The following is a 24,711-nucleotide window of genomic DNA, read 5'->3' as shown; positions in this document are numbered from 1 at the left end:
TCGGCGCCGGGGGTGCCGGGGGCCGGGCGCCCCGCGGTCGTGCGTGCCCTCCTCGGTCTACAGGTCCTTGGCTCCGTACAGGGCGAACGGACGGCCGGTGGCCAGTGCCCAGTAGCGGTCGCCGTACGACCAGTGCCACCACTCCGTGGGGTAGTTGACCAGCCCCGCCGCCGTCAACGCGGCTCCCAGGACCGTGCGGTGCTCGCGCGCCTCGGAGCTGATGTTTCCGGCCCCGGTGTAGCAGGCGCCCGCGCTCTCCTCCGGGGACGCGTTCATGGGCGTGCCCAGATCCAGCTCGCGGCCTTCGGCGTCGGCGAGCGTGAGGTCGACGGCCGCGCCCGCGCTGTGCGGCGCGATGCCGGGCGGCGAGACATAGCGGCTGGCGGCCGTGTGGATCCGCTCGGCGGACCAATCCGGGTGCAGCGCCCGCAGTTCCTGTGCGTACTCCTCGAAGTAGGCGCGCTGGAGGGCCGGCGGGCGGTAGCCCTCGACGAAGAGCAGCCGCAGTCCGCCGGGCAGCGAATCCTGCGCGTGCCGAAGCCTTTCGAGCACTCCTTCGCGCAGGTGCGCGAACGCGCTCCCGGCATCCTCGCGGGAGCCGTCGCACAGCAGGGCGCCGTCCAAGCGGACGTCCACCAGGGGTTCGCCGCACTCCCGCACCGCGATGGCCGCGATCTTCGGATCCGACATCAGGACGATGGCGTCGGCGGGGTCGCTGTCGATGGGGGAATCAGTCATGGGGAGATCATCTCCCGCACCGGAGGGCGGAGACGCGGCGGCCTCCTGACGGTTCCCCGTATCCGTCGCGTGCTCCGGCACACGGCGGTGGAGGGACCGGCGAAGGGGCCCGGCACAGGGTCTCACCAGCCCGTTGAGATACTTCCGGCATGAACGCGAGTACGGGAGTGGACGCCGGGCGGCACGGCCGGGCGCTGCCCGGCGGCGGGTCCGCGCCTGCGCCGGCCTGGTCCCTGCGTCCGGCGGAAGCGGCCGACGTCGAGCCGCTGGCGGAGCTGCGGGCCGTGGTGATGCGGCCGGATCTGGAGCGCCTGGGGCGGTTCGACGAGCATCGGGTACGTCAGCGGTTCCGGGACGCCTTCTGCCCGCCGCACACCTCGGTGGTGTTGGTCGACGGCGCCCTCGCGGGCTGTGTGGCCCTGCGTCCGGCCGACGGGGGCCAGTGGCTGGAGCACTTCTATCTGGCTCCGGGTGTCCAGGGCCGGGGCCTCGGCTCGGCCGTGCTGCGATCGGTGCTGGAGCGGACCGACTCCGACGGGCAGACCGTACGGCTCAACGCCCTGCGGGGCAGCCCCGCCCGGCGGCTCTACGAGCGTCACGGGTTCACCACGGAGGGCGAGGACGCCGTCGACGTGTTCATGGTGCGTCCGCCGGGCGCGGGCGCGCGCAAGACGTCCTAGGACACCGGATTCTCGATCAGAGTCACGCGGTTGCCGTCGGGATCGTGGACGGCTGCGAACCGCACGCGCTGGGCGCCCGGCTGGACCTCCCCGGCGGTGATGCCCCGCTCGGCCAGGTCGGCGAGCACCTTGTCGAGGTCGTCGACGACGAGATTGAGCAGGGTCGACCCCGCGTGCTCCGGTGACTGGAACACCGACACCCAGCCGGACGGGCTGATGTGCCAGTCGGCGAGCCCGGGCATCGGCCGCTTGTCGGCGGGCCGCCCCAGCAGCCGCTCGTACCAGGCCACCGCGGCCTCCATCCCGGTCACGGGCGCCACCGCGAGGACGTGGGTGAATGACATGGCGATCCTTCCGTTCACATCTGCTGCGGCCGGTACGACCGGTACGACCGCCGAAGCCGGCCGGCGCCGGGCTCAACCCTCTGCCGGCACCGGCCGGACCGGCCCTTCAGTCCTTCCGACTCCGCCGAGGGCCGAAACTCGTCGTGGAAGCCGCGTTCTAGGCTTCCGTCATGACAAGTGACTGGCGCGCGAGCCGCATCGAGAGCGCCCTGCGCGGTGAGAACCCCACCGTGCTGAGGCGATTGCGAGCGGGGTTCGCGGCGATCGGCGACGTTCAGTTCCTGCCGGGGTACTCGGTGCTCCTGGTGGACGATCCGCGGGTGCAGCGGCTGTCCGAGCTTCCCCGGGACAAGCGGCTGCGTTTTCTGGCCGACATGGACGTGCTCGGCGAAGCCGTGGAGTGCGCCTGCCGTCGGCTCGACCCGGAGTTCCGCCGGGTGAACCTGGAGATCCTCGGCAACACCGACGGCTTCCTTCACGCCCATGTGTGGCCACGCTTCGCGTGGGAGCCCGGCGACCTCGTGCGGGTACCCGTCTGGCTCTACCCGCGGGAGAACTGGCAGGACGAGCGGCACGCCCTCGCGCCCCGGCACGATGTGCTGCGGCGGGAGATCTCCGACGAGTTGGAACGGCTGACCACCGGCCGCGAGTGACCGGGCGGGCTGTACCGCCTCCCGGCCGTCCACGACCGCGCTTGTCTCCCCTCCCGGCGCCGCACTACCGTGCGGAGCGTGGACCTCTTCTCGCGTTCCTGGGCCGCGCTGCGCGCCGTGGCCGCCGAGTTGCCGGACCAGCGGTTCGGGCAGCCGTCCGGCTGTGCGGGCTGGCTGGTGCGGGACCTCGTGTGTCACCTCGTCATCGACGCCCAGGACGTACTGATCACTCTGGTCACTCCCACCGACGCCGAGCCGACCGTCGACGCGGTGACCTACTGGAACACCGGGAGCGAACGGCCGGCCGGCGACGACCCGCTGGACGCGCTGACCGTCCGGCTGGCCGCCGCGTACGAGGAGCCGGATCTGCTCAAGTTCCACCTGGACGACGTCGGCTCGGCGGCCGGCCGCGCGGCCGGGCTCGCCGACCCGGACGTGCGGGTCACCACCCGGGACCAGGTCCTCACCACGGGCGACTACCTCACCGCCTACGTCCTGGAGTGGACGCTGCACCACCTCGACCTCAGCGACCGCCTCCCGGACGTCGCGGGGCCGCCCGCCGAGGGGCTGGTGCGGTCCCGGGAGCTGCTCGGGGCGATCGCCGGCGCCGAGTTCCCCGCATCGTTCAGTGATACGGACGCCCTGCTGATCGGCACCGGCCGCCGCGCGCCGACCGCCTCGCAGACCGCCGAGCTGGGAGCGTTGGCCGCCCGGCTCCCGCTGGTTCTCGGCTGACGCACACGACGCGTACCACGCCAACTACGCTCCTTCGTCGAAGGCTTGGACGCTCTCCCCCGCAGCCGGTGGAGCACCCGCCCGCGCGGGCCGGACGGACGATAGGGGCTCGGCCGCCTTCGCCGCTCCCCAATTCCCCTTATCCACCCGAGATTTCGCCCCAGAACGGGTGGGTCTGTCAAAGGCGCGACCGAGCGGGGTTCTCAGCGCACGCGCGCCCGAACGGATCCGAGCCATTCCACCATGGCGTGAATTCCCGCCGCCACCCGCGTACCCGAAGTACGGCACTGTTCACTGGTAAAGGACCAAAGGCCCGGCTGCGGCTGCGTGTTCGGGTCCACAGCCGATGGCGGTGACACCGGGAAGATCGGGGAACGGAATTGCCATGATCGACGAAAGCGGAGGCGTCGACAGCGTCGTCGACGTCCTGGAACGCCATCTTGTCCACGAGGTACCCCCGCTCCGGCTCCACCGGGCCCGTCGCGAATTCCTCACGCAGGGATTCGTGAAGACCGGATTCCTCGCCCCGTACGACGTCAAGAAGCTGGTCGCGGAGGAGACCGAGTCGCTGATCAGCCGTCATGCCGTGCGCCGGGACGGGGAGTTCACCGAGACCGGCGGCACACCTCGGCACATGCACAACGTGCGCCGTGCCGAGATCGCCGAGCACGGCCGGATCCTTCCCCGGATGTATTCCTCGACGGGGCTTCGCGAGGCACTGGGTGTCATCGCGGGAGAGGACGTGCTCGCATGCCCTTACGCGCCCGAGCAATTCGTCATCACCGAACTCACCCGATCCGGCGACACACACGGCTGGCACTGGGACGACTACAGCTTCGCGCTCGTCTGGGTCATCGACTGCCCGCCCCTCGAACGCGGCGGGTTCGTCCAGTGCGTACCGCGCACGGAGTGGAACAAGGAAAACCCGCAACTGCACCGGCACTTCGTGTCACGGCCCATCCACTCCGTCGAACTCCGGCCCGGCGACCTCTATTTCCTGCGCTCCGACACCACGCTGCACCGGGTGTATCCGGTGACCGGCGGCAGGCGCCTCATCGTGAACATGGGGTATGCCGCGCGCCGTGACCTCGCCAAGCCCCTGTCCCACGAGACCATGGACGCCCTGTGGGCGGACCCGGCCGGGGACACTGCCTCCCGCGGAACGGAACAGGAGAGTTCCCAGTGGCGGCCCATGTCCTGCGACGGCACCTCGGAGTCCCCCAACTCGTCGTCCACTACCTGACCTCCGTCCTCGGGGTCGGCCTGCTGGTCATCCCGGTCCTGGCGTGGACCACGGCGGGGCCGCTGTCGCTGCTGGCCTGGGGCATCCTGATCGTCTACAGCTATCCGTTCGCGCTGGTCTTCGCCAAGCTCTCGACGCTGCATCCGACGAGCAAGGGCGTCGCCCAGTTCGTGGAGGCGGCCTTCGGCCGGCGGGCCGGCCGGGTCGCCGCGCTGTACCTGCTGATGACGCTGCTCGCGGCCAACCCGGTGCTGGGTCTGATCGCCGGCCGCTATCTGCTCGCGGCGCTGGCCCCGGGCGCCTCCAACCGGGCCTCGCTCGCGGCCGGGGCCCTCGTCATCCTCGGCTGCGTCGCGCTCAATCTGCTCGGCCTGGAGGTCAGCGGGCGCGTGCAGCTCGGGGTCCTGGTGCTCGTGGTCGGGGTGCTGTGTGCCGTCATCGTCCTGGCGGTGCCCGAAGGCAGCACCGCCAACCTCGGGCCGCTCGCCCCGCACGGGTGGTCGGCGCTCGGGGACTGCCTGCTGATCTGCTTCTTCGGATTCATCGGCTGGGAGAACGCGGCCCCCGTCGCGGAGGAGGTGCGTGATCCGGCGCGTACCTTCCCCCGGGGCATCCTGTGGGCCGTCTGCATGGTGGGGGTGCTGTACTTCGCGATGGCGCTCACGGTCGCCCTCACCCTGCCGGTGGACCAGAACGCCGAGGGTCAACTCACCGGATTCACCCGCCTGTTGAGACTTGCCACCGGGGCCGACCATGCCGCCCTCGGCTATCTCGTCGCGGCCGTGCTGCTCGTACTCACCACCAACGCCTGGTGCCTGGGCACCTCCCGGGTCGTCTTCGCGCTGGCCCGCGAAGGCATCGTCCCGCGTGGCCTGAGCCGGATCTCGCCCCGCACCAACACCCCGTCCCGGGCGCTGCTCGCTCTCGTACCGGGCTACAGCCTCACCCTCGGCCTGCTGGCGGCGACCGACTCCAACGAGTCCGTCCTCATCAAGGCCTCCTCCGCCGCCTACCTGCTGGTCTTCCTGCTCGCCTTCCTTTCCGCCGTGCGGCTCGTCCGCAGCGGCCCCATGCGCTGGACGAACTACCTGGTCACGGCCGTGACCGTGCTGATGCTGCCGTTCATGGGCGTCAGCGTCGGCTACGCGGGCGCCATGCTCGCCGCCGCGGTACTCATCGAGATGTGGCTCTCCCGACGCGAACGCGCCCATGGGGGCGAGCGCGAACGCTCCGCCCTGCACGCGGCAGCCTCCCCGGACCCAGGCGCGCCCCTGGCGTCGCACACCCCGCGCGACTCGGCACCGCCCCACCACCATCCCCCGCACGACCGACGAAAGAGGTGACGCCGTGTTCGGCCGCCACATACTCGGAATGACCGACTTCGACGCCGACGAGTTGCACGCCCTCCTCACCCTCGCCGAGCGCATGAAGAGCGGCGACGACACCCACGCCCATCTCACCGGCACGGATCTGGGCCTCCTGTTCCATGTGCCCTCCACCCGTACCCGTGTCTCCTTCCAGGTGGCCGCGGCCCAACTCGGTGGTCGCAGCTACACCTACGGGCCCGAGGAACTGCGCCTTGCCAACAACGAGACGGTCGAGGACACGGCCGGTGTGCTCAGCCGCTACCTCAGCGCGCTGGTCGTCCGCTGGTACGACATGGCCGACTACGGCGCCGGACACCGGCGGCTGCGCACCATGGCCGAGCACTCCTCGATCCCGGTCATCAACGCCCTGGACGACGAGGAGCACCCCTGCCAGGTGCTCGCGGACCTGCTGACGCTGCGCGAGCGGTTCGGGGACGAACTGCCACGGCGGCGGGTCGTCTACACCTGGGCGTACTCCTCGCGGCAGAAGACACCGGGCGTGCTGCACTCCTCGCTGCTGGCCGCGGCCCTGCTCGGCCACCACGTCACGTTCGCCCATCCGCCCGGCTTCGACCTCGACGAGCGGTATGTCAAGCAGGCACGGGCCCTCGCGGCCGCCTCCGGGGCCCGGCTCGACTTCTGCGAGGACATGGCGGAGGCGGTGCGGGGCGCGGACGCGGTGTACGTACAGAGCTGGAAGTCGCTGCGGCTGCCGGGTCGGCACGAGTGGCAGGCGCGCACCCGGCTCGCCGACCGGTGGCGGGTCACCGAGCCGCTCATGGCCCTGGCCGCGCCCGGCGCGCCCTTCCTGGACTGCATGCCGAGCAACCGGGGCGAGGAGATGGACGCGGAGGTCAAGGACGGCCCCCGCTCGCTGATCTTCGAGCAGGCCGAGAACCGGCTGCACGTCCAGAAGGCCCTGCTCGCGCAGGTGATCGGCACCGCGCCGCGCACCGCGAGCGGATCGGCCGCCGGGGCGTCCGCCGAGCGGGGTGCGCGATGAACGGGCCCGGGGAAGCGGCCGAGGAGGGCGCGAGGGAAGGTATGGACGCCTCGGAACGCGATCGCGTCGTGCTGGTCACCGGCGGCGCGGGGGGCATCGGTTCCGCGGTGTGCCGGCGGCTCGCCGACCACCGCACCGCGCTCGCGGTGGCGGACCGCGATGTGGAGGCGGCCCGCGAGGTCGCCCTGGAGGTGCGCTCGGCCGGTGGCCGGGCCGAACCGTACGGCTGCGACCTGTCCCGGCCCGACGATGTCGCGGCCCTGGTCACGTCCGTGGTGGCGCGCTTCGGCGGGCTGCACGGGGTCTGTACGGTCGCCGGGAGCATCCGGCGCGGCGACATCACCGAGCTGTCCCCCGAGGACTGGCGGGCCGGCTTCGCGGACAACCTCGACTCCGTGTTCCTGACCTGCCGGGCCGCGGTCCCGCATCTGGCGCGTGCGGGCGGCGGCTCGATCGTCACCATCGCCTCGGGCTGGGGGCTGCGCGCGGGCCGTCGCGCCGCCGCCTACTGCGCGGCGAAGGCGGGTGTGGTGATGCTGACCCGGGCCATGGCGCTCGACCACGCGTCGGCGGGCATCCGCGCCAACTGTGTGGCACCGGGAGACGTGCGGACCGGCATGCTCGAACGCGAGGCACATCAACTCGGCCAACCGGTGGCCGAGTTCTACGCGGAGGCGGCCGACCGGCCGCTCGGGAGGATCGGTGAGCCGCACGAGATCGCCGACGCCGTGCGCTTCCTGCTCGGCGAGGAGTCGTCCTTCGTCACCGGGGCGGTCCTGACGGTGGACGGAGGCGGCACGCTGTAGGTGCCCCGCCGTTCCACGCCCCCGCGTGGAGCCGACCGGCTCGCCTAGGGCCGGTCCAGTTTGGGCAGCAGCAGCGCCACGTCCGGCGCCGACAGCTCCACTCCGAAGATGTCGGCGAGCACCCGGGGCACCTCGGCGGCCGCCAGCTCCCGGCGCTCCGGCGGCCCCGGAACCCCGGGCCGGACCGTGGTCAGGAGGCGGTTGTCCAGGGAGTACAGCCGGTCGGGGTGCAGGCGCTGGAGGTAGAGCCGGTCGCTGAAGGCCGAGTGCGGGCTGGAGGCACCGTAGTGGTTGGTGACCTGGAGGTCGACGGGGTACTGCCGGTGCAGGGTGAAGGTGTGCCGGACCATCCATCCGTCGTCGCTCGTCTCCACGCCCTCGCGTCGCTCCCCGGGCTGGTGGAGTGCCCATCCGGTCTCGCCCGGCGACACCTCCTGACGCCGCAGCCGGTAGGCCCACACCCCGTCGGTGAAGTCCGTCGCGTCGGTCAGTTCGATGGGTTCCAGAGGGCTGGCGCCGAACCCGATGTCACTCAGCCAACGCCTGCCCTCCAGTTCGACGATCACCATGGCGTGCGTCTCGGGCCTGATCCGGGGCGAGCCCATCCGGACCCGCCCCTGGACCACGAAGAAGGAGAAGCCGAGTCGCTCCAAGGCCGCCGCGTAGAGGGTGACGTGTTCGAAACATGTGCCGCCCCGCGCGGTGCCGACCATCTTGGTCTGCACCGACTCCAGGTCGAGCGGGCGGTACTTGCGGAGCACCGCCTCCACGTTCTCCCAGCGCATGGTGAGCACATGGCCACGGTGCAGCGCGCGCAGTGTGGCCAGGGAAGGGGTGCGGTCTCCCTCGTGGCCGAGGTGCGTCAGATAGGCATCGAGATCGAGCGCATCGCCGTTCCACATGAATAGGACCTCCTTGTGTTGTCGCAGCACATCGGGTGACCGCAGCGGACGGCTGTCGCTGCGCTACTACCATCTGTCGCTGCGCCTACTACCGTCGCAGCAACCGCTGTCGCGGTGCAGGAGCGCACACAGGTGTTCCTGCCCGTTTCGGACTTCTTGAGCGCGGATGTGTGCCGTGGACTGCTCGTGTGGGCCTTCCCCGCCTGTGCGACACTTCCCGCCACTGGGGAAGGGGTGGGGCGATGCGTGGCGGAGGGAAGCCGTCGAAGCCGGCGATACCCGGGCTCGGCCCTCGGCGGGCGGCCCTGGCCTGGGCGCTCGTCGTGGCACTGGCCGTGCTGAGCACGTACGGCCCGGCGCTGCTGGACCTCGGCCTGGGCATCGTCGTCGGCCTCGTCGTGCTGGTCACGCTCTACGCCTGGGCAGTGCGGCGGATCATCTTCGGCGGCAGGCCCATCTCCCGCCGCAACAGGGCGAGTTACTGGATCGGCGGCGCGCTTCTCGTCGTCGGCGGAGCGCACGCCCCGGATGCCTTCCTGGCCCTGGCGGGCGATCAGGGCAGGGCCACCATCGCCTACGCGTCCACGGAGACCGGGTCGCACGGCACGCGGTACAAACAGTGCTGGGTGGAGCTGCCGGGCGGCGATGTCGAGCGGCTCTCCAGGACCGGACCGTGCCCCGCGCCCGACGGCACGGAGCACCTGGTCGTGTACTCACCGAGCGGCCTGGTCGGCCCGATCCTCACGTCCCGCGGTGGGCTGATGTGGTGGTGGGCGGCCGGCTTCGGCCTCGCGGGCATCGCCGCACTGACCACCACCGCGGTACGCACGGTTCGCGGACCCGACCTCCCCCATCGGCCTGTCGTCCGCACCGCACAGGGGCGTTGACCGCAGATCGTGAGCAGCCCCCTGCGCCCCGGGGATCTCGGGCGCCGGTTCAGGGGGCGATCGGCAGCCGGCGCTTGTGGTCGGTGAGGCGGTAGCGGTTGACGATCGTCTCGAAGGCCCGCGCGTCCACCGGCTTGCCCTCCAGGAAGTCGTCGATGTCGTCGTAGGTGACGCCCAGCGCGTCCTCGTCCGCCTTGCCCGGGTCGAGGGTCTCCAGGTCGGCGGTCGGGGTCTTCCACACCAGCTCGGAGGGCGCGCCGAGGGCGTCCGCGACGGCGCGCACCCGGCGCTTGGTCAGACCGGTCAGCGGCACGAGGTCGGCGGCGCCGTCGCCGAACTTGGTGAAGAAGCCCGACACCGCCTCGGCGGCGTGGTCGGTGCCGACGACGAGGCCCTGATGCGCGCCGGCCACCGCGTACTGGGCGATCATGCGCTGACGGGCCTTGATGTTGCCGTGCACGAAGTCCTGATGGGCCGCGTCGCGGAAGCGCACACCGGCGTCGACGGCGGCCTGGAGCGCGGCGTCACTGGCCGGCTTGATGTCGACGGTCAGCACGTGGTCGGCCCGGATGAAGGAGAGGGCGACCTGGGCGTCGTGCTCGTCGGCCTGAACACCGTAGGGCAGCCGCATCGCGTAGAAGCGGGCCTCGTGGCCGGCGGTCCGGGCCCGCTCGACGGCGAGCTGGCACAGCCGGCCCGCCGTGGTGGAGTCGACGCCGCCGCTGATGCCGAGGACCAGGGAGCGCAGACCGGTGGAGGTCAGGCGCTCGGCGAGGAAGGCCACCCGGCGCTCGATCTCCCGCTCGGCCTCGAAGGCCTCGGCGACCTCCAGCTCCCGGGCGATCTCCTGCTGTAGGGCGATGGACGCCGGCTCGCTCACGTCTGCTCCTTGTTCCGCTTCACGGTTCCGCTGCACGATATGTGGTCGCCGCCCAGCGTAACCAAGCCCGGCTTGTGCGCCCCCTCCGGTCGGCCCACACCGTCACCTGCACCGATGTGTGGCAGGGGCCGGTTCATCCCTGGGCGTTGATCTTCTGTCGCTCCCGCAGGACAGCCGCGATCCGACGGCACCAGTCCCGGTGCTCCCGCTCGAAGGCCAGACCGCGCAGACAGGTCAGATACGGGCCGATCCGCTCGCCGCGCAACAGGAACTCCTCCTCGTCGGCCTCGCCCCTCAACTGGCGCAGGAGCACGCCCAGTAGCTCGATCTTGGCGTCGGCGGCCGTTGCCCGCTCCTCCAGCTGCCCGATCACCGGGCCGGTGCCGACACGGTCCGCCGCCTGCACCTTGACGAGCAGATCGTCGCGGATGAACGAGGGCTTCGCCGCCGCGGCCGCGAACGCCTCCAGTTCGGCGCGGCCGGCCTCCGTGACGTGGAAGAGGCGCTTGGTGGGCCGGGTCTCCTGGACCACCTGGCGCCCGGCCACCAAACCGTCCTTCTCCAGCTTGGCGAGCTCGGCGTACAGCTGCTGGGGCAGGGCGTGCCAGAAGTTCGCGACACCGATGTCGAAGGCCTTGGCCAGTTGGTATCCGCTGTACTCGCCGTCCAGCAGCGCGGCGAGCACCGCATGTCGCAGAGCCACCGGAGCCCCCTTCCCTTGTGCGGTTCCGTCCCTGCATAGTACTCATGAAACTGACTAGTCATTTTCTTGAGTATCAGTAAGCATCAGCATGCGCATGGAGGACACATGGAGACCGCCGAACGCTTCCGCGCCGCCGTGGAGAAGCGCGATCTCGCCGCGCTGGAAGGCCTGTTCACCGAAGACGTCCGGCTCTACAGCCCGGTGAAGTTCGTGCCGTTCGAGGGCAGGGCGATGGTGCTCGGACTCTTCGGGGTCCTGGTGCGCACCTTCGAGGACCTGCGGTACGTCGGCCGCTTCGAGGGCACGGCCGAGACCAGCGCCGACGGCGAGCAGGCGCCCTCGGTGATCCTGCCCTTCCGCGCGACGGTGGGCGGCAAGCAGATCCACGGCATCGATCTGCTCCAGTTCGACGAGGCCGGGCTGATCAAGGAGTTCACCGTGATGGTCCGCCCGCAGTCCGCCGTGCACGCCCTGGGCCAGGCGGTCCTGGCCGGCCTCGTGGAGGACGGCCTCGCACCGGCGCCCGCGGAGCGCTAGCGCGGGCCCGGACGGTTCCCACCGGACCGCCAAGGCCAAGGGGGGGCACCCCTTGGCCCTCTCTACTCCACCAGCGTCTGGGTCCCCACCACCGCGAGAAGCTCCAGGCGCTCGGCGTCCCGGGTGCCGGGCTCGGCCGTGTAGACCATGATCCGCAGATCGCTTCCGGCGACGTTCAGGACGTCGCAGTCCAGGGTCACCGGGCCCACCACGGGATGGTCGATGAGCTTCTGGGACGCCTCATGATGCCCCACGGCTCCCGCGTCCCACAGCTCGGCGAACCGCGCACTGGCCCCGCGCAGCTCGGCGACCAGGTCCCGCAGCCGCCGGTCGGCGGGGTAGCGCCGGGCCGCGTCGCGCAGGTCGCAGACCACCGCGGTCTCCAGCGCGAGCCGGGACTGCGAGGTGTGGCGGACCCGGTCGTCGGCCGCCCCGGCGAAGGCCCGCCACACGGCGTTGCGCGCGCGGCCCCGGCGCTCCCCCAGCAACGCCGTGTGCAGCGGGTTGGCCAGCAGCAGGGTCCACGAGGCGTCGAAGACCGCGACGGGCGTGCCGCTCAGCCGGTCCAGCATGCGGTGCACACTGGGCGTGATGTGGGCGGGCACCGTGCCCTGCCCCGGCGGCACGAGCCCGGCGGCGTAGAAGAACCGCTCCCGTTCCGCACTCGACAGGCGCAACGCCCTCGCGAGCGCCTCGACGACCTGGTCCGAGGGATGTGTCGCGCGGCCCTGTTCGAGGCGGGTCACGTAGTCGACCGAGATGCCGGCGAGCAGCGCCAGCTCTTCGCGGCGCAAGCCGGCCGCCCGCCGGTGGCCGCCCGCGGGCAGGCCGGCCGCCTCCGGGGAGACCCGGTCGCGCCGGTGCCGCACCATCCGTCCGAACTCCGTGCTCACCATGGTTCCCACTGTGCACCGCCGCGCTCCGGCGCGTCCTGGTACTGGCAGTCCCAGGAACATCGGACGGCTGTCTGCCGGCGCCGGTGCACCGCAGCATGGAGCCATGACCACCACACTGATCACCGGAGCGAACAAGGGCCTGGGCTTCGAGACGGCCCGCCGTCTCGTGGCCGCGGGCCACACCGTCTACGTCGGCAGCCGCGACGAGGAGCGCGGCCGTCTCGCCGCGGAGCGCCTCGGCGCGCGGACCGTCCGCGTCGACGTCACCGACGAGGAGTCCGTACGTGCCGCGGCGGCGACGATCGAGGCCGCCGGCGGTCTGGACGTACTCATCAACAACGCGGGCATCGAGGTCCGGGGCGCGGGCAACAGCGTGCCCGGCGCCGCCGAGGTGACCGCCGACCAGATGCGGCACGTGTTCGAGACGAACGTCTTCGGCACGGTCCGCGTCATCCACGCGTTCCTCCCGCTGCTCGAACGCTCGGCGGCGCCCGTCATCGTCAATGTCAGCAGCGGCCTGGCGTCGCTGGCCCTCGTCGGCGACGAGACGTCACCCGCGTACGGCTACCCGGGGGTGGCCTACCCGGCGTCGAAGACCGCGGTCAACATGGTCACCGTCCAGTACGCGAAGGCGTTCCCGGCGATGCGGATCAACGCGGTCGAACCCGGCTTCACCAAGACCGATCTGAACGGCAACACCGGCCTCCAGACGGTCGAACAGGGCGCCGACATCATCGTCCGCATGGCCTCGGTGGGCCCGGACGGCCCCAGCGGCGGCTACTTCGACGCCCACGGCCGGCTGCCCTGGTAGCGGGCCGCCCCCGTTCGTCGGGTTGCCACGGCCAAGATGCCGGAGGGCATGAGCTGTACGAGGGTGGATCTGCGGTCAGGCCGCTGACTGTCCGGATCGAGGAGCTCGTGAACGATGGAAGCAAGAAACGGCCGAAGTGCACACGGCCCCGGGCCCGCCGCCCGGGGCGCTCGCCACGCGGTGACGGAGTCACGGGTGACCCTGCGGGTCAACGACGCCGACCACCGGGTCGAGCTGGAACACAGCGCCACGCTGCTTGAGGCGCTCCGGGAGGCCCTGGGTTTGACCGCCTCGCAGAAGGGCTGCGACGACGGCCTCTGCGGCACCTGCACGGTGCTGCTCGAAGGCCGCCGGGTCAACAGCTGTCTGCTGCTCGCCGTGGCCCAGGAGGGCCGCGAGATCATCACGGTCGAAGGTCTCGTGGCGGCGGACGCGGACGACGGCCGGCATCCGCTGCGCCGGGCCGCGGAGGACCGGGACGTGCTCCGGTGCGCGTACTGCGCGCCGGAGCAGCACCGGCCCGCCACGGAGGCACCGGCAGCCGGCGACGCACCGGGGACCTCGGTCGTCACCGAGATCGACCTGCCGGCGGACGCGCCCGTGCGGCTGACCGCCGACGAGGTACGGGACCGGCTGAGCGGCCATCTGTGCCGCTGCGGGGCCTATCCGAACGGGGCCGGCGCCGGACAGGACGTGGTCGTGTGAAGCCCATCTCCTATGTGAATCCCCGGACCCTGAAGGAGGCGGCCGCCGCCCACGGCGGCCGTCCCGAGGCCCGCTATCTGGGCGGCGGCACCAACCTCGTCGACCTGATGAAGCTCGGCGTCGAACGCCCGGACATCCTGGTCGACCTCACCCGTCTCTCGCTCGACGCGATCGAGGAACAGCCGGACGGCTCGCTGCGGGTGGGCGCGACCGCGCGCAACAGCGACCTCGCCGCCCATCGGGCGGTCGGGGAGCACTATCCCGTTCTGGCGCAGGCCCTGCTCAGTGGCTCCTCGGGCCAGCTGCGCAACATGGCGACCACCGCGGGCAACCTCTTGCAGCGCACCCGGTGCGGCTACTTCCAGGACCTGTCGAGGCCCTGCAACAAGCGGGTGCCGGGGAGCGGGTGCGGGGCCATCGAGGGGGTGAACCGCGAGCACGCGATCCTCGGTCACTCCTCGCACTGTGTGGCGACCCATCCGTCCGACCTGGCGGTGGCGCTGGCCGCGCTCGACGCGGTGGTCGAGCTGGTGGGTCCCGGCGGGGTACGGAGCGTCCCGCTGACGGAGTTCTACCGGCTGCCGCAGGACCGGCCCGACCTGGAGACCGTGATGCGGCCCGGCGAACTCGTCACGGCGGTGCTCCTTCCGGCCGCACCGGCGGGGTGCGTCTCCCGCTACCGCAAGGCCCGGGACCGGGCGGGCTACACGTTCGCGCTGGCCTCCGTCGCCGCCGTGGTGCGACTGGAGCGGGGTGTGGTGCGCCAGGTCGCCGTCGCCTTCGGGGGTCTCGCGCACCGGCCGTGGCGAGCGCGGCGGACCGAGGCCGCGCTGCTCGGCACGTCGCCCACTCCCGAGGCCGTCGAGCGGGCGGTCGAGGCGGAACTGGCCGACGCGGTCCCGCTGCGGCACAACGCGTACAAGGTGGAACTCGCCCGGGGTCTGGCCCACGAGGTCCTGACCTCCCTCACGACGCGCCCCGGCACCACCTGACCGGGCAGCGCCGCGCGCCCCGGGAAATCCCGTGCGTACGCGGGCACTTGGGACACCCGCTCCGCAACGTCCGCTGTGCCACCGCGTGTAGAGCGGACGAAGCGGGGCACGGGAGCAGCACATCGTGAACGTCTCGACCCTCCACCGAAGGGCCCCACCCATGCTGATGGCGCATCCGGTCGTGCTCCGTGACCTGCTCGACGAGTACCAGGTCCTCGTCTCCCTCAACGCCGCCGACGGCGACGAGGTGACACGGCAGCGCCTGGACGACGTGACGTACACCCTCTGCGTGTCGACCGGCACCAGGGACATCGACGCCGCCGTCATCGCCGCACGCCACCGGCTGCCCGGGGCCCGCACCTTCGACGACTCGGTGCTCACGGCCTGAGCGACCGCCCGCCCGGGGCCCGGGCCGACTCGCGTAGGGTGCCCGAAGTGCCCGCGGGGGTACGGCCGGGAGAGGTGGTGCGGGTGGTGCTGACGGACTTCGACGCGAGCGAGCGGCGCATCTGGGCGGGCCGGGCGCGCGGCGTACGCGGACAGCTTCGGCAAGGTGTGCGCCCACCCCGTCCCGCAACTGCTCGACGCGGCCCGCGTGCGCGAGGGCGTACGTGTACTGGACGTCGGCACCGGAACGGGCACGGTCGCGGCGGCGGCCTGCGCACGGGGCGCCCGGGTGACCGGCGTGGACGCCGAGATCAGCATGGTCGAACTGGCGGCGCGGAGCGTCCCCTCGGCCGAGATCCATCTGGCCGAACTGCCCCGACTCCCCTTCTCGGAGGGCCTGTTCGATGCGGTGACGGCGAACTTCGTCCTCAATCACGTGGGCCGCCCCGAGGCCGCGCTCGCGGAACTGCGGCGGGTGGTCCGGCCGGGCGGCTGGATCGCGGTGACGATCTGGGCCGTCCCCGCCGCGGCCGGCCAGACCCTGCTCGGGCGGGCCGTCGAGGCCGCGGGCGCCTCCCGTCCGTCGCACCTTCCGGCCCTGGCCCCCGAGGACGACTTCCCCAGGACCGGGGCGGGCCTCACGGACCTCCTCACCTCGGCCGGCCTCAAGGACGCGGTCTGCGAGCCGCTCCACTGGAACCACATCGCGGGCGCCGAGGAGTGGTGGCGCGGGGCGGCCGACGGCATCGGCACCATCGGCCGGACCGTCCTGAGCCAACCGGAGCACGTCCGCGCGGAGATCGAGCGCCATTTCCTGCGGCTCAGCGCCGAATTCTCCACCCCTGAGGGCCAGTTGGCGCTCCCTCACTCCGCTCTGCTGGCCCGCGGGCGCCGCTGAGATCTGCGGCACCGGAGCCGAGCGGGCGCCACGCGAGAGAGCGGTGCGAGGGCCACGCGAGAGCCGGGCGCGCCATGCGAGAGCCGTGCGAGAGCCGTGCGAGAGCCGTGCGAGGGCCGGTACAGCGCCGGTACGACGACTCCTCAACGCCGGACCGGACCCGAGGAACCGATCTCCACCACGCGGGCCCACGCGGGGGGCCGGTCCGGCACGTAGTCGGGGTCGTGCTCGGCCCAGGAGGTGCGGGGGCCATGACGGGTGAAGAGGCCCACCACCGTCCGGCACGGCGGCCGGGTGGCCGGCCAGGGCGTCTGGCCGTCGGTCATGACCACGATGACATCGGGAGCGGGCTTCGACCCTAGCGCCGTGGCGAAGCCGGCGCGCAGATCCGTACCCCCGCCACCGATCAACGGAATCCCCTCGGCGCGGCACAGCGCATGCACGAAGGGGGCCGCGGCGTCGCACGGCAGCACCCTGACCAGATCGGGCCGGCCGCCCACGGCGCGCGCGATCGCGGCGACCTCCAGGAGCGCGCTGCCGAGTTCGGCATCGCTGACCGACGCCGATGTGTCGATGACCACGCACACCCGGGGCGGCATCCGCCGAAGGCTCGGCAGTACGGTACGGGGCACCCCGGCCGAACGACGCGACGGCCGGCCGTAGGTGTAGTCCTCCCCCGCGCCCGCCCCGGCGGCTGCCGAGCGCACCGCCGCCCCGAGCAGCTCCCGCCACGCCTGCGGCGGATGGAACGCCTTCTCCGCCCACCGCCGCCATCCCTCGGGCACCGCACCGGGGCGCCCTCGGATGCCCTCGGCCACCCGGAACCGGACCGCGTCCCGTTCCTGCTCGGTGAGCCCGTGCGAACCACCGGGCCCCAGCTCCCATGCCCGCTCCAGACCGTCGGACCCACTGCCGCAGTCGAGCCAGGTGGTCGGCCAACTGCACGGCCCGACACCGAACTTGAGCAGATAGTCCTCCATGAGCTCACCGGCGGGCAGCCCCATCGAACGCGGCTCCACCACCCCTTCGGGCCGGACGAGGCCGTCACCGTACACGTCGTCGTTGATCTCGCAGTCCGCGGCGATGTTCATCCGCAGGCGTTCGCCCGGGCCCGTGAGCCCGTGCTCGCGCGCGATCCGGTCACTGCGCCCGTGGTGGTCCCTCAGCAGGTGCGACACCTCGTGCACCCACACCCCGGCGAGCTGCTCCACCGGCATACGGGCCACGAACGCCGGCGACACATAGCACCGCCAGTGCCGGTCGACCGCCATGGTGGGGACCTGCCGCGCTTCCACGGGGTGCAGCGCGAAGAGGGCCGACGCCAAGTAGGGCCGGACCCGGGCGGCGTGCAGCCGGGCGGCGAACAGCTTCTCGAAGTCCAGAGAGCCACCGGAGGCCCTCTCGGCTCCAACTGGGCTGTTCATCAAGCTCTCTGACGTCTCATCAACTCGCTCCATCGCTCTCATCGGCCGGCCTTCGTCCCGACGCCCGTACGGGCCGCCGCCCGGTCGGCGCGGCTGGACAGCGACACGGCTCCGGCGAGCCGCTCGATCGACTCGGGGACGTCCCAGTCCTCGCGGCGCAGCGAGGCGAGGGTGGTCGCCGGGACGACCACCAGGTCCGGCGCCCCGGTCTCGATCGCCTTGGCCAGGAGGGCCCAGGCGGCGTCCCAGCGGAGCTTGTCGGGGCGTTGGCGTACGGCGGCCACCACGCCGTCGAGCACCGCCTGGCGCAGGTCACCCCGTTCGGGGAGCTCGGCACCCGCGGGGTCGGCGAGCAGCGCCTCGGGGTCCGGAAGGTCCATCCGGTCCACACTGGCGAGGAGTTCGAGGCCGGGCCCGTCTCCCACGGTTCCCCTGACCAGCATCGAAAGCACGTCGCGCGAGACATCGGCCGCCGTCGCGAAGGCGATCAGGCGCAGGGTCATCTCCCAGCTCCGCGGCGAGGGCCACGGGCCGCCGCGGCGCGTCTCGCTGCCGGGGAGCTGGTGGACGAGTTTGGGGCGGGCGGCGAGCAGGCCGCACACGGCGCGGCGTGCGAAGTCCACGGCGTCCGGCAGCTTTGCGGGAGTGAGCCGGGGCAGGGCGGCACGCGGCCAGGTGCCACCGAGGCCCCGTACCACGACCTCGTGGTCGTGCGTCCACTGAAGGTGCACGAAGCGGTTGGCCAGGGGTGGACTCAACTCCCAGCCGTCGGCCGCGGAGGACGGCGGATTGGCGGCCGCCACGATCCTTACGCCGGGCGGGAGTTGGAGCGCGCCGATGCGGCGCTCCAGGACGAGGCGGAGCAGTGCGGCCTGCACGGCGGGCGGTGCGGTGGACAGTTCGTCGAGGAACAGCAGGCCCCGGCCGGCCCTGACCAGGCGCACGGCCCAGTCCGGCGGGGCCATGGGGATGCCCTGCTCGGCGGGGTCGTCACCGACGACGGGCAGACCGGAGAAGTCGGAGGGCTCGTGCACGCTGGCGATCACCGTGGTCAGCGGAAGGTCCAGGGCCGCGGCCAGTTGGGTCAGCGCGGCGGTCTTCCCGATACCCGGTTCGCCCCACAGCAGTACGGGCAGATCGGCGGCGACGGCGAGGGTGAGCGCTTCGAGCTGGGCATCGGGGCGCGGTTCGGTGGTGGTGTCGCTCAGGAGGGTCAACAGGTCCCTGGCGACGTCGAGTTGGTCTTCAGGAACGGCGAGCGGTGCGTGCGTGTGCATGGACATATGTGGTCATCACCTATGGGTTCGTAGGGGTGAGTGGTGCATACGGGCGCGTCGTCCGACGCGACGCGGGCTCCGGTACGGTCCCGGAGGCAGGGCGTGCCCGCTCGGTCAGCGGCCTTGGGTGGAGCGGGGGCGTGAACGCAGGCCACGGGGGCGGGGGCTGCGCGGGGGCAGGCGATCGGGGCCCGGCCCCATCAGTCCCGCACGGTAGAGCCCGTACGCGATCCGGCGTTGCGCGGCGGCCTCCAGCTCGTCCCGCAGCGGCCCGCCGCGCAACGCCGCTTCGGGGCCGAGGAGTTGCTCGACGACTGCCAGTGCGCCGGAGAGGTCGCCGTGGTCCAGGCGCTCACGCACCCCCGTCAGGCAGGCCGGACGTCGGTGTGCCTCGTCGATGGCCCGCAGGCAGGGCAGCGGAGGCCCGTTCAGGGCGAACAGAAGCTCCTCGCGCCGGATCTCCGCCGGGTCGTGGTCCAGCGGAGCCAGCACCCCGTCGACCAACCCGATCCGGTGCCGCTCCCCCCGGCACTCCACCACGCGGGACCCATCCGCCCGGCCCCGCCGTTGCGGGACCCGGGCAGGGCAGGGCCCACGGTCCGGCACGAGTGCCGACGCGACGAGGGGGTGGAGGCTGCCGACCTCGATCGCACCGGCGCGGATGAGGTCGAGGTCGGGCAGCACCCAGGTCGCCGCGTCGGGCAGGACCAACGGCGGGTCACCGCTGTCCGGTGGCCCCGCGGCGAGCCGCAGGGTCGGCGGGCGGAGCCCGTACGGGTCCTCGACCAGCTCCAGGTTCAGCCGGCGCCCCGCAGCCAGCCGTACGGATACGGGGCCTGCGGACCGCCCCTGGGAGCCGAGGAGCAGGCGGGACTCGTCCGCCCAGCGGCCGGTGGCACAGCGCGTTCCCGGCGGCACCGCCGTCCGCACTTCGGGATCGGTCACCGGGCTGCCGTCGGCGGGGCGCGGCTCGGATCCGGCAGGGCCGTCGAGCCCGGCAGGGCCGTCGGTTCCGTCCGCGCCGGCCCGTTCGCGCAACTCGTCGGTCCTGCGGGCGTCCCACAGGTGACGGTGCAGATCCAACCGGTACCGGGGATGCGGATGCGGGTGTGGGTGGCCGGGCGCCCCGCCGGCCGCGCCCCACCCCGGGACACCGGGGCGGTGGTCGCCCCACAGCGTGAGGGACATGCGCTGACCGCCGTCGGCCCAGGCCGGCGGGGTCCGGACCACGAGGTGGACCGGATCGGGATCCGTGCGCCCGGTTCCGCCGTAGCGGGCCAGCGCGATGGTCAGGCCGGGGCGCAGCAATCCGTCGGGGGCGATCCTCGGCATGTGCCAGCGCAGCAGATCCGGCACCAACTGCCGTAGATCCGCCCGGACTTGACCGGCGATGGCCCGGCCGTGGGTACGCGCCAGGGACCGTAGGTCGAGATCGGCGTCGAAACCGGCGGCGGCGCATGCCCCGGCCCAGTCCCCGACGGAACGGCGGGAGCCGGCGGTCTCGATCATGGAGGGCGGCACGGCGAACTCGCGCACGCGCGGCCAGAAGGAAAGGTGGGAATCACCGTACGCGGTGGAAGGGAGCATCAGCACTCACCTTGCGCGGACGGGTCCCCCAATCCAAACGCGGGAGGAGTAGTCATCGCGGGGAGCATAGCCCGCTGATCTCGGACTGTCAGGTGGGTTTCGCCCACACGTCCTCATCTGCCGCTGTGTTACGCCCCCCTACACCCCGGGGCCTGTCGATACCCCCGGGGTCCGTCGCGGCTTGATCGACTGGTGACGTCCTGTACCCGGGCATAGGGTCGAACAGTGGACGTCACCGTCCACCGCCCCTCGTGCGAGGGCAGGTCCATCATGACGAGTCCGCAGCCGGCACCCACGACCGCCGCCGCGGCCCCCGGTAGCGGAGGCGGCGGCAAGGGGATAGCACTGCTCGTCATCGCCGCCTGCCAGCTGATGGTGGTCCTCGACATCACCATCGTGAACATCGCTCTTCCGCACATCCAGAGCGCCCTGCACTTCTCCACGACGGGCCTCGCCTGGGTGGTCAGCGCCTACACCCTCACCTTCGGCGGGCTGCTCCTGCTCGGCGGGCGGGCCGGGGACATCCTGGGTCGGCGCCGGGTGTTCATGTGCGGCGTGCTGCTGTTCGCGGTCGCCTCGCTGCTCGGTGGACTGTCCCAGAGTTCCGGGCAGTTGCTCGCGGCGCGCGCGGTCCAGGGGATCGGCGGCGCGATCGCCTCGCCGACCGCTCTGGCGCTGATCACCACCACGTTCACCGAAGGCCTGGAGCGCAACCGGGCGTTCGGCGTCTTCGCCGCGGTGTCCGCGGGCGGCGGCGCGATCGGTCTGCTCGCGGGCGGCATGCTCGTCGAATGGCTCGACTGGCGCTGGGTCCTCTTCGTGAACGTGCCGATCGCCGTGCTGATCCTGCTTGCCACCCCGCGGCACATCAAGGAGTCGGAACGGCATTCCGGCCACTTCGACATCGCCGGGGCGCTGGCGTCCACCGGGGGCATGGTCGCGCTGGTCTACGGCTTCATCCGGGCTGCCCAGGAAGGCTGGCGCGACCCGATCACGCTGGGTTCGTTCGCCGTCGCCGTGGTGCTCCTCTGCACGTTCGTCCTGGTGGAGCGGCGTTCGCAACAGCCCATCACACCCCTGCACATGTTCGCGGACCGCAACCGCGCGGGCACGTACGGCATCATGCTGAGCCTGGCCGCCGCGATCTTCGGCATGTTCTTCTTTCTCACGCTGTTCGTGCAGAACGTGCTCGGCTTCACCCCGCTGCGAGCCGGACTCGCCTTCCTCCCGGTCAGCGCGATCATCGCGGTGGGCGCGGGCCTGGCCTCCCGGCTCCTTCCGAAGTACGGCCCCAAACCGTTCATGGTCGCGGGCGCGCTGCTGGCCGCGGGGGGCCTGTCCTGGCTCACCCGGACGGACATCCACTCCACCTATCCGGGCAGCATCCTGGGCCCGATCCTCGTGTTCGGCCTCGGCATGGGTCTGAACTTCGTCTCGCTGACGCTGATGGCCGTCTCCGGTGTCCCCCCGCACGAGGCGGGCGCCGCCTCGGGGATGCTCAACGCGACCCAGCAGGTGGGCGGTTCCCTCGGGCTTTCCATCCTGGTCACCGTGTTCGGCACGGCCAGCCGCAACGAGGCGACCGATCAGGTTCCCAAGTTCCTGAGCCAGGCCGATCCGGCGCAGCGCCTGCTGTTCCGGCGCACGGGCCAGCTGCCGCGGCCGTGGAGCGACCAGGTGCTGGCCTCCGGAGTCTCCACGGCCTTCGTGGTCGCAGCGATCTTCGCGGTGGTGGCCGCGCTCATCGCCCTCTTCGCCATCCAGGTGCGCCCCGCCGACCTCGCCCGCCTCCAGGGCGCACGCCCCACTGCCCCCTAGACACCGGCAGGTCCACCGCCGGCAGCGTCATGGGGTGCGGTCGGCCTTCCGGAGCGAACGGATCGGGACGTACCCTGTGGGCGACCACCGCTCCGGAAGCGGAACGGGAACCACCGATGATCCACTGCCGTCTCTCAGCCCGTGATCGCCGCGAGCCGCGGCGGCGCCAGGATCCCGGGCCTGCGGCTCTCCGGGACGGAGGTGCTGCCCGTGCGGCGTCCGACCATGGGGATCCCACCGCGGTCCAAGGTGCCCGAGGATGCCTGGCGCACCATGTCCGTGGCGGCCCTGGCCCAGGCACCCGACCGACGGCGGACCGAAGCGTGGCTGCTCGCCTTCGTCGTGGTGATCACGTTGGGCGGCCAAGCGGTGACGGGCCTGACGATGAAGGGCCGACTGCCCGCGGGATTCGGCACGTTCGCGGGCGCCATCACGCTGCTCGCGGTCGTCCCGCATCTGGTGGTGCGGCGTTGGGCGGCACGCGCCGATCCGCTGCTGCTTCCGCTCGCCCTGCTGCTCACCGGCCTCGGCCTGGTGCTGCTGAACCGGCTGGACATCACGTACCTCGCCGAGCCGCGGCTGCACATGGTCCCGGCCGGCCGCGGGCAGTTGGTGTGGACGGCGATCGGGGTGGCCGCCTGCGCCGGCCTGCTGATCGCGCTGCGCGATCACCGCAGGCTCCAGCGGTACCTCTACATGATGATGGCCGCGGCCCTGGTCCTGCTCGCGGCGCCCGCGTTCTTCAGCGCCGACCAGTTCGGAGCCAAGCGCTGGATCATGCTGGGGCCGCTGTCCGTGCAGCCGGGCGAGTTCGTGAAGATCATGATCGCGGTGTTCTTCGCGGGCTACCTCACCGTCAACCGCGACGCGCTGGCCCTGTCCGGGCGCCGCTTCCTCGGCATGCGGCTGCCGCCCGGCCGCCAGTTGGGCCCGATCGTGGCGATCTGGGCGCTCAGCCTGCTGGTGCTGATCTTCGAGCGCGACCTGGGCACCTCGCTGATCTTCTTCGGCCTCTTCGTGATCATGCTCTATCTGGCCACGGAACGGACGAGCTGGGTGGTGTGCGGGCTGCTGATGGCCGTGGTCGGCGCGGGTGTGGTCGGCTCCCTCGAACCGCATGTGCACGGGCGCGTGGAAGCCTGGCTGCACCCGATGGACGCCTTCACTCCGGCGGGCCAGAAGGCGGGCATCTCCAACCAGTTGGGCCAGTCGCTCTTCAGCTTCGGCAGCGGCGGCACAACCGGGAGCGGGCTCGGCCAAGGGCACCCGGAACTCGTCGGTTTCGCCGGGAACAGCGACTTCATCCTCACCACCGTCGGCGAAGAGCTGGGCCTGGCCGGGGTGATGGCGGTCCTGCTCCTGTACGGCCTCCTCGCCCAGCGGGGCCTGCACATCGCGATGCTCGCCCGTGATCCGTTCGGCAAGCTGCTCGCCACCGGCCTGGCGGGCGCGCTGGTGCTCCAGGTCTTCGTGGTGACCGGCGGGGTGACGGGTCTGATCCCGCTGACCGGCAAGGCCCTGCCGTTCCTGGCGAAGGGCGGCTCCTCCATGGTGGCCAACTGGCTGATGGTGGGCCTGCTCATCCGCATCAGCGACTCCGCCCGGCGCCGTCACGAACCCGACCCGAGCCGACTCTGAACGGCCCCGGGCCGTCGGCGTCACACCGCCCCGACCCCTGCGGAACCATGAGGTGAGCATGGCGCGTCCACACCTGTGGTCACGGCCTGTGGCCAGGCTCAGCAGCCGTACTCAGGGGGAAGCACCATGGTCGATCCGGACAGTACGCTCACACCCAACCAGCGCCGCAGAAGAGGAGGATGCCTCCCGGCCCTGGTGGTGCTCCTGGTGATCCTGGGCCTCGGATTCGGCGCGTCCAAGCTCTTCGGGGGCACGAGCGGCACGTCCTCGTCGTCGCCCTCGTCCTCGTCCGCCTCGCACAGCGGCGAGTGGAAGGTGGGCGACTGCGGCGGCCCCGACCCCGATGACGCGCCGAACGGCTACAAGGCGTTCGGCTGCGGCGACCCGGGCGCCACCTTCAAGGCCCTCGACATCCAGGCGGCCGGGTTCCTGCCGGACTCCATCCAGTGCCCGGCCGGTACGGACCTCATCATCCAGGTGAGCGTCAGCTACGGCAGCAGCAAGAGCAAGGGCGGCGGCATCCCCACCAAGACGGTGTGCGGACGCAACCTCTCGGCGAGCCACCCCGGCGATCCCGGCGCGGGCGGCGGCCAGTTGGTCACGGGCGACTGCGTCACCGACACGGCGAAGGAAGTGCCCTGCGCCTCGGCCGGCTCGGGCGCGTACAAGGTGCTCGGTCTGACGAAGCAGACCTCGCAGTGCCCGTCCGGGACCACCGAACCCATGCGGCTGACCCTGGCCATCGGCAGGCCCTACGACGTGATCTGCGCCGCCAGGCAGTAGCGGGAGCGGCCGGCCTC

The 24,711-nt window shown here is 72.0% G+C and carries 25 protein-coding genes and 1 pseudogene; 17 read left to right on the top strand and 9 right to left on the bottom strand.

Annotated features, from left to right (window positions below):
* Positions 1 to 57: 57 nt before the first annotated feature.
* Positions 58 to 738, bottom strand: coding sequence for a M15 family metallopeptidase (locus CG740_RS02570; RefSeq protein WP_234376005.1), 681 nt, complete (start codon positions 736 to 738; stop codon positions 58 to 60).
* A 233-nt stretch (positions 739 to 971) separates the two neighbouring features.
* Between CG740_RS02570 and CG740_RS02565 the strand changes: the two genes are divergently transcribed.
* Entirely contained in the window at positions 972 to 1,418 is a 447-nt protein-coding gene (locus CG740_RS02565) for a GNAT family N-acetyltransferase (protein WP_234376060.1), read from the top strand.
* Here the strand turns inward: CG740_RS02565 and CG740_RS02560 are convergent.
* On the bottom strand, positions 1,415 to 1,762 hold the full coding sequence (locus CG740_RS02560; RefSeq protein ID WP_100573200.1) for a VOC family protein: 348 nt from the start codon (positions 1,760 to 1,762) through the stop codon (positions 1,415 to 1,417). The genes CG740_RS02565 and CG740_RS02560 overlap by 4 nt on opposite strands.
* 170 nt (positions 1,763 to 1,932) lie before the next feature.
* On the opposite strand from CG740_RS02560, the gene CG740_RS02555 reads away from it, so the two are divergent.
* The 6 genes from CG740_RS02555 to CG740_RS02535 all read left to right on the top strand — a co-directional run bounded on the left by CG740_RS02555 (position 1,933) and on the right by CG740_RS02535 (position 7,569).
* A complete protein-coding gene (locus tag CG740_RS02555; RefSeq protein ID WP_100573199.1) occupies positions 1,933 to 2,415 on the top strand; it encodes a diadenosine tetraphosphate hydrolase in 483 nt (160 codons plus the stop codon).
* A gap of 78 nt (positions 2,416 to 2,493) precedes the next feature.
* Positions 2,494 to 3,150 (top strand): maleylpyruvate isomerase N-terminal domain-containing protein, encoded by a 657-nt coding sequence (locus tag CG740_RS02550; RefSeq protein ID WP_100573198.1) that lies wholly within the window; start codon positions 2,494 to 2,496, stop codon positions 3,148 to 3,150.
* Positions 3,151 to 3,535: 385 nt separating this feature from the next.
* Positions 3,536 to 4,393: a HalD/BesD family halogenase gene (locus CG740_RS39515; RefSeq protein WP_159030195.1), complete on the top strand. Its 858-nt coding sequence runs from the start codon at positions 3,536 to 3,538 to the stop codon at positions 4,391 to 4,393.
* Complete coding sequence (locus tag CG740_RS02545) at positions 4,333 to 5,736, top strand: APC family permease (protein ID WP_159030194.1); 1,404 nt, start codon at positions 4,333 to 4,335, stop codon at positions 5,734 to 5,736. Before CG740_RS39515 ends, CG740_RS02545 begins: the two co-directional genes overlap by 61 nt.
* A gap of 4 nt (positions 5,737 to 5,740) precedes the next feature.
* Positions 5,741 to 6,763, top strand: coding sequence for an ornithine carbamoyltransferase (locus CG740_RS02540; protein ID WP_267895389.1), 1,023 nt, complete (start codon positions 5,741 to 5,743; stop codon positions 6,761 to 6,763).
* A 41-nt stretch (positions 6,764 to 6,804) separates the two neighbouring features.
* Positions 6,805 to 7,569 (top strand): SDR family NAD(P)-dependent oxidoreductase, encoded by a 765-nt coding sequence (locus CG740_RS02535; RefSeq protein ID WP_159030192.1) that lies wholly within the window; start codon positions 6,805 to 6,807, stop codon positions 7,567 to 7,569.
* Between the two features lie 44 nt (positions 7,570 to 7,613).
* Here the strand turns inward: CG740_RS02535 and CG740_RS02530 are convergent, their stop codons facing one another.
* Complete coding sequence (locus tag CG740_RS02530; RefSeq protein ID WP_100573194.1) at positions 7,614 to 8,471, bottom strand: arylamine N-acetyltransferase family protein; 858 nt, start codon at positions 8,469 to 8,471, stop codon at positions 7,614 to 7,616.
* A 242-nt stretch (positions 8,472 to 8,713) separates the two neighbouring features.
* On the opposite strand from CG740_RS02530, the gene CG740_RS02525 reads away from it, so the two are divergent.
* Entirely contained in the window at positions 8,714 to 9,358 is a 645-nt protein-coding gene (locus tag CG740_RS02525; protein ID WP_100573193.1) for a hypothetical protein, read from the top strand.
* Positions 9,359 to 9,407: 49 nt separating this feature from the next.
* Here the strand turns inward: CG740_RS02525 and nadE are convergent, their stop codons facing one another.
* Both nadE and CG740_RS02515 read right to left on the bottom strand, forming a co-directional pair.
* Positions 9,408 to 10,238, bottom strand: a complete 831-nt coding sequence (gene nadE, locus CG740_RS02520) for an ammonia-dependent NAD(+) synthetase (protein ID WP_100573192.1) — start codon at positions 10,236 to 10,238, stop codon at positions 9,408 to 9,410.
* Between the two features lie 133 nt (positions 10,239 to 10,371).
* Positions 10,372 to 10,941 carry a PadR family transcriptional regulator gene (locus CG740_RS02515; RefSeq protein ID WP_100573191.1) on the bottom strand — a complete coding sequence of 190 codons (570 nt, stop codon included), beginning with the start codon at positions 10,939 to 10,941 and terminating at the stop codon, positions 10,372 to 10,374.
* A 105-nt stretch (positions 10,942 to 11,046) separates the two neighbouring features.
* Between CG740_RS02515 and CG740_RS02510 the strand changes: the two genes are divergently transcribed.
* Positions 11,047 to 11,478 (top strand): nuclear transport factor 2 family protein, encoded by a 432-nt coding sequence (locus tag CG740_RS02510; RefSeq protein WP_100573190.1) that lies wholly within the window; start codon positions 11,047 to 11,049, stop codon positions 11,476 to 11,478.
* Positions 11,479 to 11,540: 62 nt separating this feature from the next.
* On the opposite strand, the gene CG740_RS02505 is transcribed toward CG740_RS02510, so the two are convergent.
* Complete coding sequence (locus CG740_RS02505; protein WP_100573189.1) at positions 11,541 to 12,374, bottom strand: helix-turn-helix transcriptional regulator; 834 nt, start codon at positions 12,372 to 12,374, stop codon at positions 11,541 to 11,543.
* Between the two features lie 103 nt (positions 12,375 to 12,477).
* Here CG740_RS02505 and CG740_RS02500 point away from each other — a divergent pair, with 103 nt between their 5' ends.
* The 5 genes and pseudogenes from CG740_RS02500 (at position 12,478) to CG740_RS02480 (ending at position 16,167) form a co-directional block, all read left to right on the top strand.
* Positions 12,478 to 13,185: an SDR family NAD(P)-dependent oxidoreductase gene (locus CG740_RS02500; protein WP_100573188.1), complete on the top strand. Its 708-nt coding sequence runs from the start codon at positions 12,478 to 12,480 to the stop codon at positions 13,183 to 13,185.
* A gap of 195 nt (positions 13,186 to 13,380) precedes the next feature.
* Complete coding sequence (locus CG740_RS02495) at positions 13,381 to 13,890, top strand: (2Fe-2S)-binding protein (protein ID WP_234376004.1); 510 nt, start codon at positions 13,381 to 13,383, stop codon at positions 13,888 to 13,890.
* Entirely contained in the window at positions 13,887 to 14,882 is a 996-nt protein-coding gene (locus CG740_RS02490) for an FAD binding domain-containing protein (protein ID WP_100573186.1), read from the top strand. Before CG740_RS02495 ends, CG740_RS02490 begins: the two co-directional genes overlap by 4 nt.
* A 160-nt stretch (positions 14,883 to 15,042) precedes the next feature.
* Positions 15,043 to 15,270, top strand: coding sequence for a DUF5133 domain-containing protein (locus CG740_RS02485; RefSeq protein WP_100573185.1), 228 nt, complete (start codon positions 15,043 to 15,045; stop codon positions 15,268 to 15,270).
* A gap of 89 nt (positions 15,271 to 15,359) precedes the next feature.
* Positions 15,360 to 16,167 (top strand): annotated as a pseudogene (locus CG740_RS02480) (class I SAM-dependent methyltransferase).
* 143 nt (positions 16,168 to 16,310) lie between these two features.
* Here CG740_RS02480 and CG740_RS02475 read toward each other — a convergent pair.
* The 3 genes from CG740_RS02475 to CG740_RS02465 form a co-directional block, all read right to left on the bottom strand.
* Positions 16,311 to 17,591 (bottom strand): vWA domain-containing protein, encoded by a 1,281-nt coding sequence (locus CG740_RS02475; RefSeq protein ID WP_234376003.1) that lies wholly within the window; start codon positions 17,589 to 17,591, stop codon positions 16,311 to 16,313.
* 38 nt (positions 17,592 to 17,629) lie between these two features.
* Positions 17,630 to 18,874, bottom strand: coding sequence for an AAA family ATPase (locus CG740_RS02470; protein WP_100573183.1), 1,245 nt, complete (start codon positions 18,872 to 18,874; stop codon positions 17,630 to 17,632).
* A 108-nt stretch (positions 18,875 to 18,982) separates the two neighbouring features.
* Positions 18,983 to 20,455 (bottom strand): hypothetical protein, encoded by a 1,473-nt coding sequence (locus CG740_RS02465; protein WP_100573182.1) that lies wholly within the window; start codon positions 20,453 to 20,455, stop codon positions 18,983 to 18,985.
* Between the two features lie 270 nt (positions 20,456 to 20,725).
* On the opposite strand from CG740_RS02465, the gene CG740_RS02460 reads away from it, so the two are divergent.
* The 3 genes from CG740_RS02460 (at position 20,726) to CG740_RS02450 (ending at position 24,694) form a co-directional block, all read left to right on the top strand.
* Positions 20,726 to 22,273 carry an MFS transporter gene (locus tag CG740_RS02460; RefSeq protein WP_100573631.1) on the top strand — a complete coding sequence of 516 codons (1,548 nt, stop codon included), beginning with the start codon at positions 20,726 to 20,728 and terminating at the stop codon, positions 22,271 to 22,273.
* Positions 22,274 to 22,546: 273 nt separating this feature from the next.
* On the top strand, positions 22,547 to 23,911 hold the full coding sequence (locus tag CG740_RS02455; protein WP_100573630.1) for an FtsW/RodA/SpoVE family cell cycle protein: 1,365 nt from the start codon (positions 22,547 to 22,549) through the stop codon (positions 23,909 to 23,911).
* A gap of 126 nt (positions 23,912 to 24,037) precedes the next feature.
* Positions 24,038 to 24,694 (top strand): hypothetical protein, encoded by a 657-nt coding sequence (locus tag CG740_RS02450; RefSeq protein WP_100573181.1) that lies wholly within the window; start codon positions 24,038 to 24,040, stop codon positions 24,692 to 24,694.
* The last annotated feature ends 17 nt before the right edge of the window (positions 24,695 to 24,711 follow it).

The organism is Streptomyces sp. CB01201, assembly GCF_002803085.1.
GTDB classification, from domain to species: Bacteria; Actinomycetota; Actinomycetes; order Streptomycetales; family Streptomycetaceae; genus Streptomyces; species Streptomyces hundungensis.
Note: the sequence above shows the minus strand (reverse complement) of the source record. Positions and strands in the feature narration are given on the sequence as shown.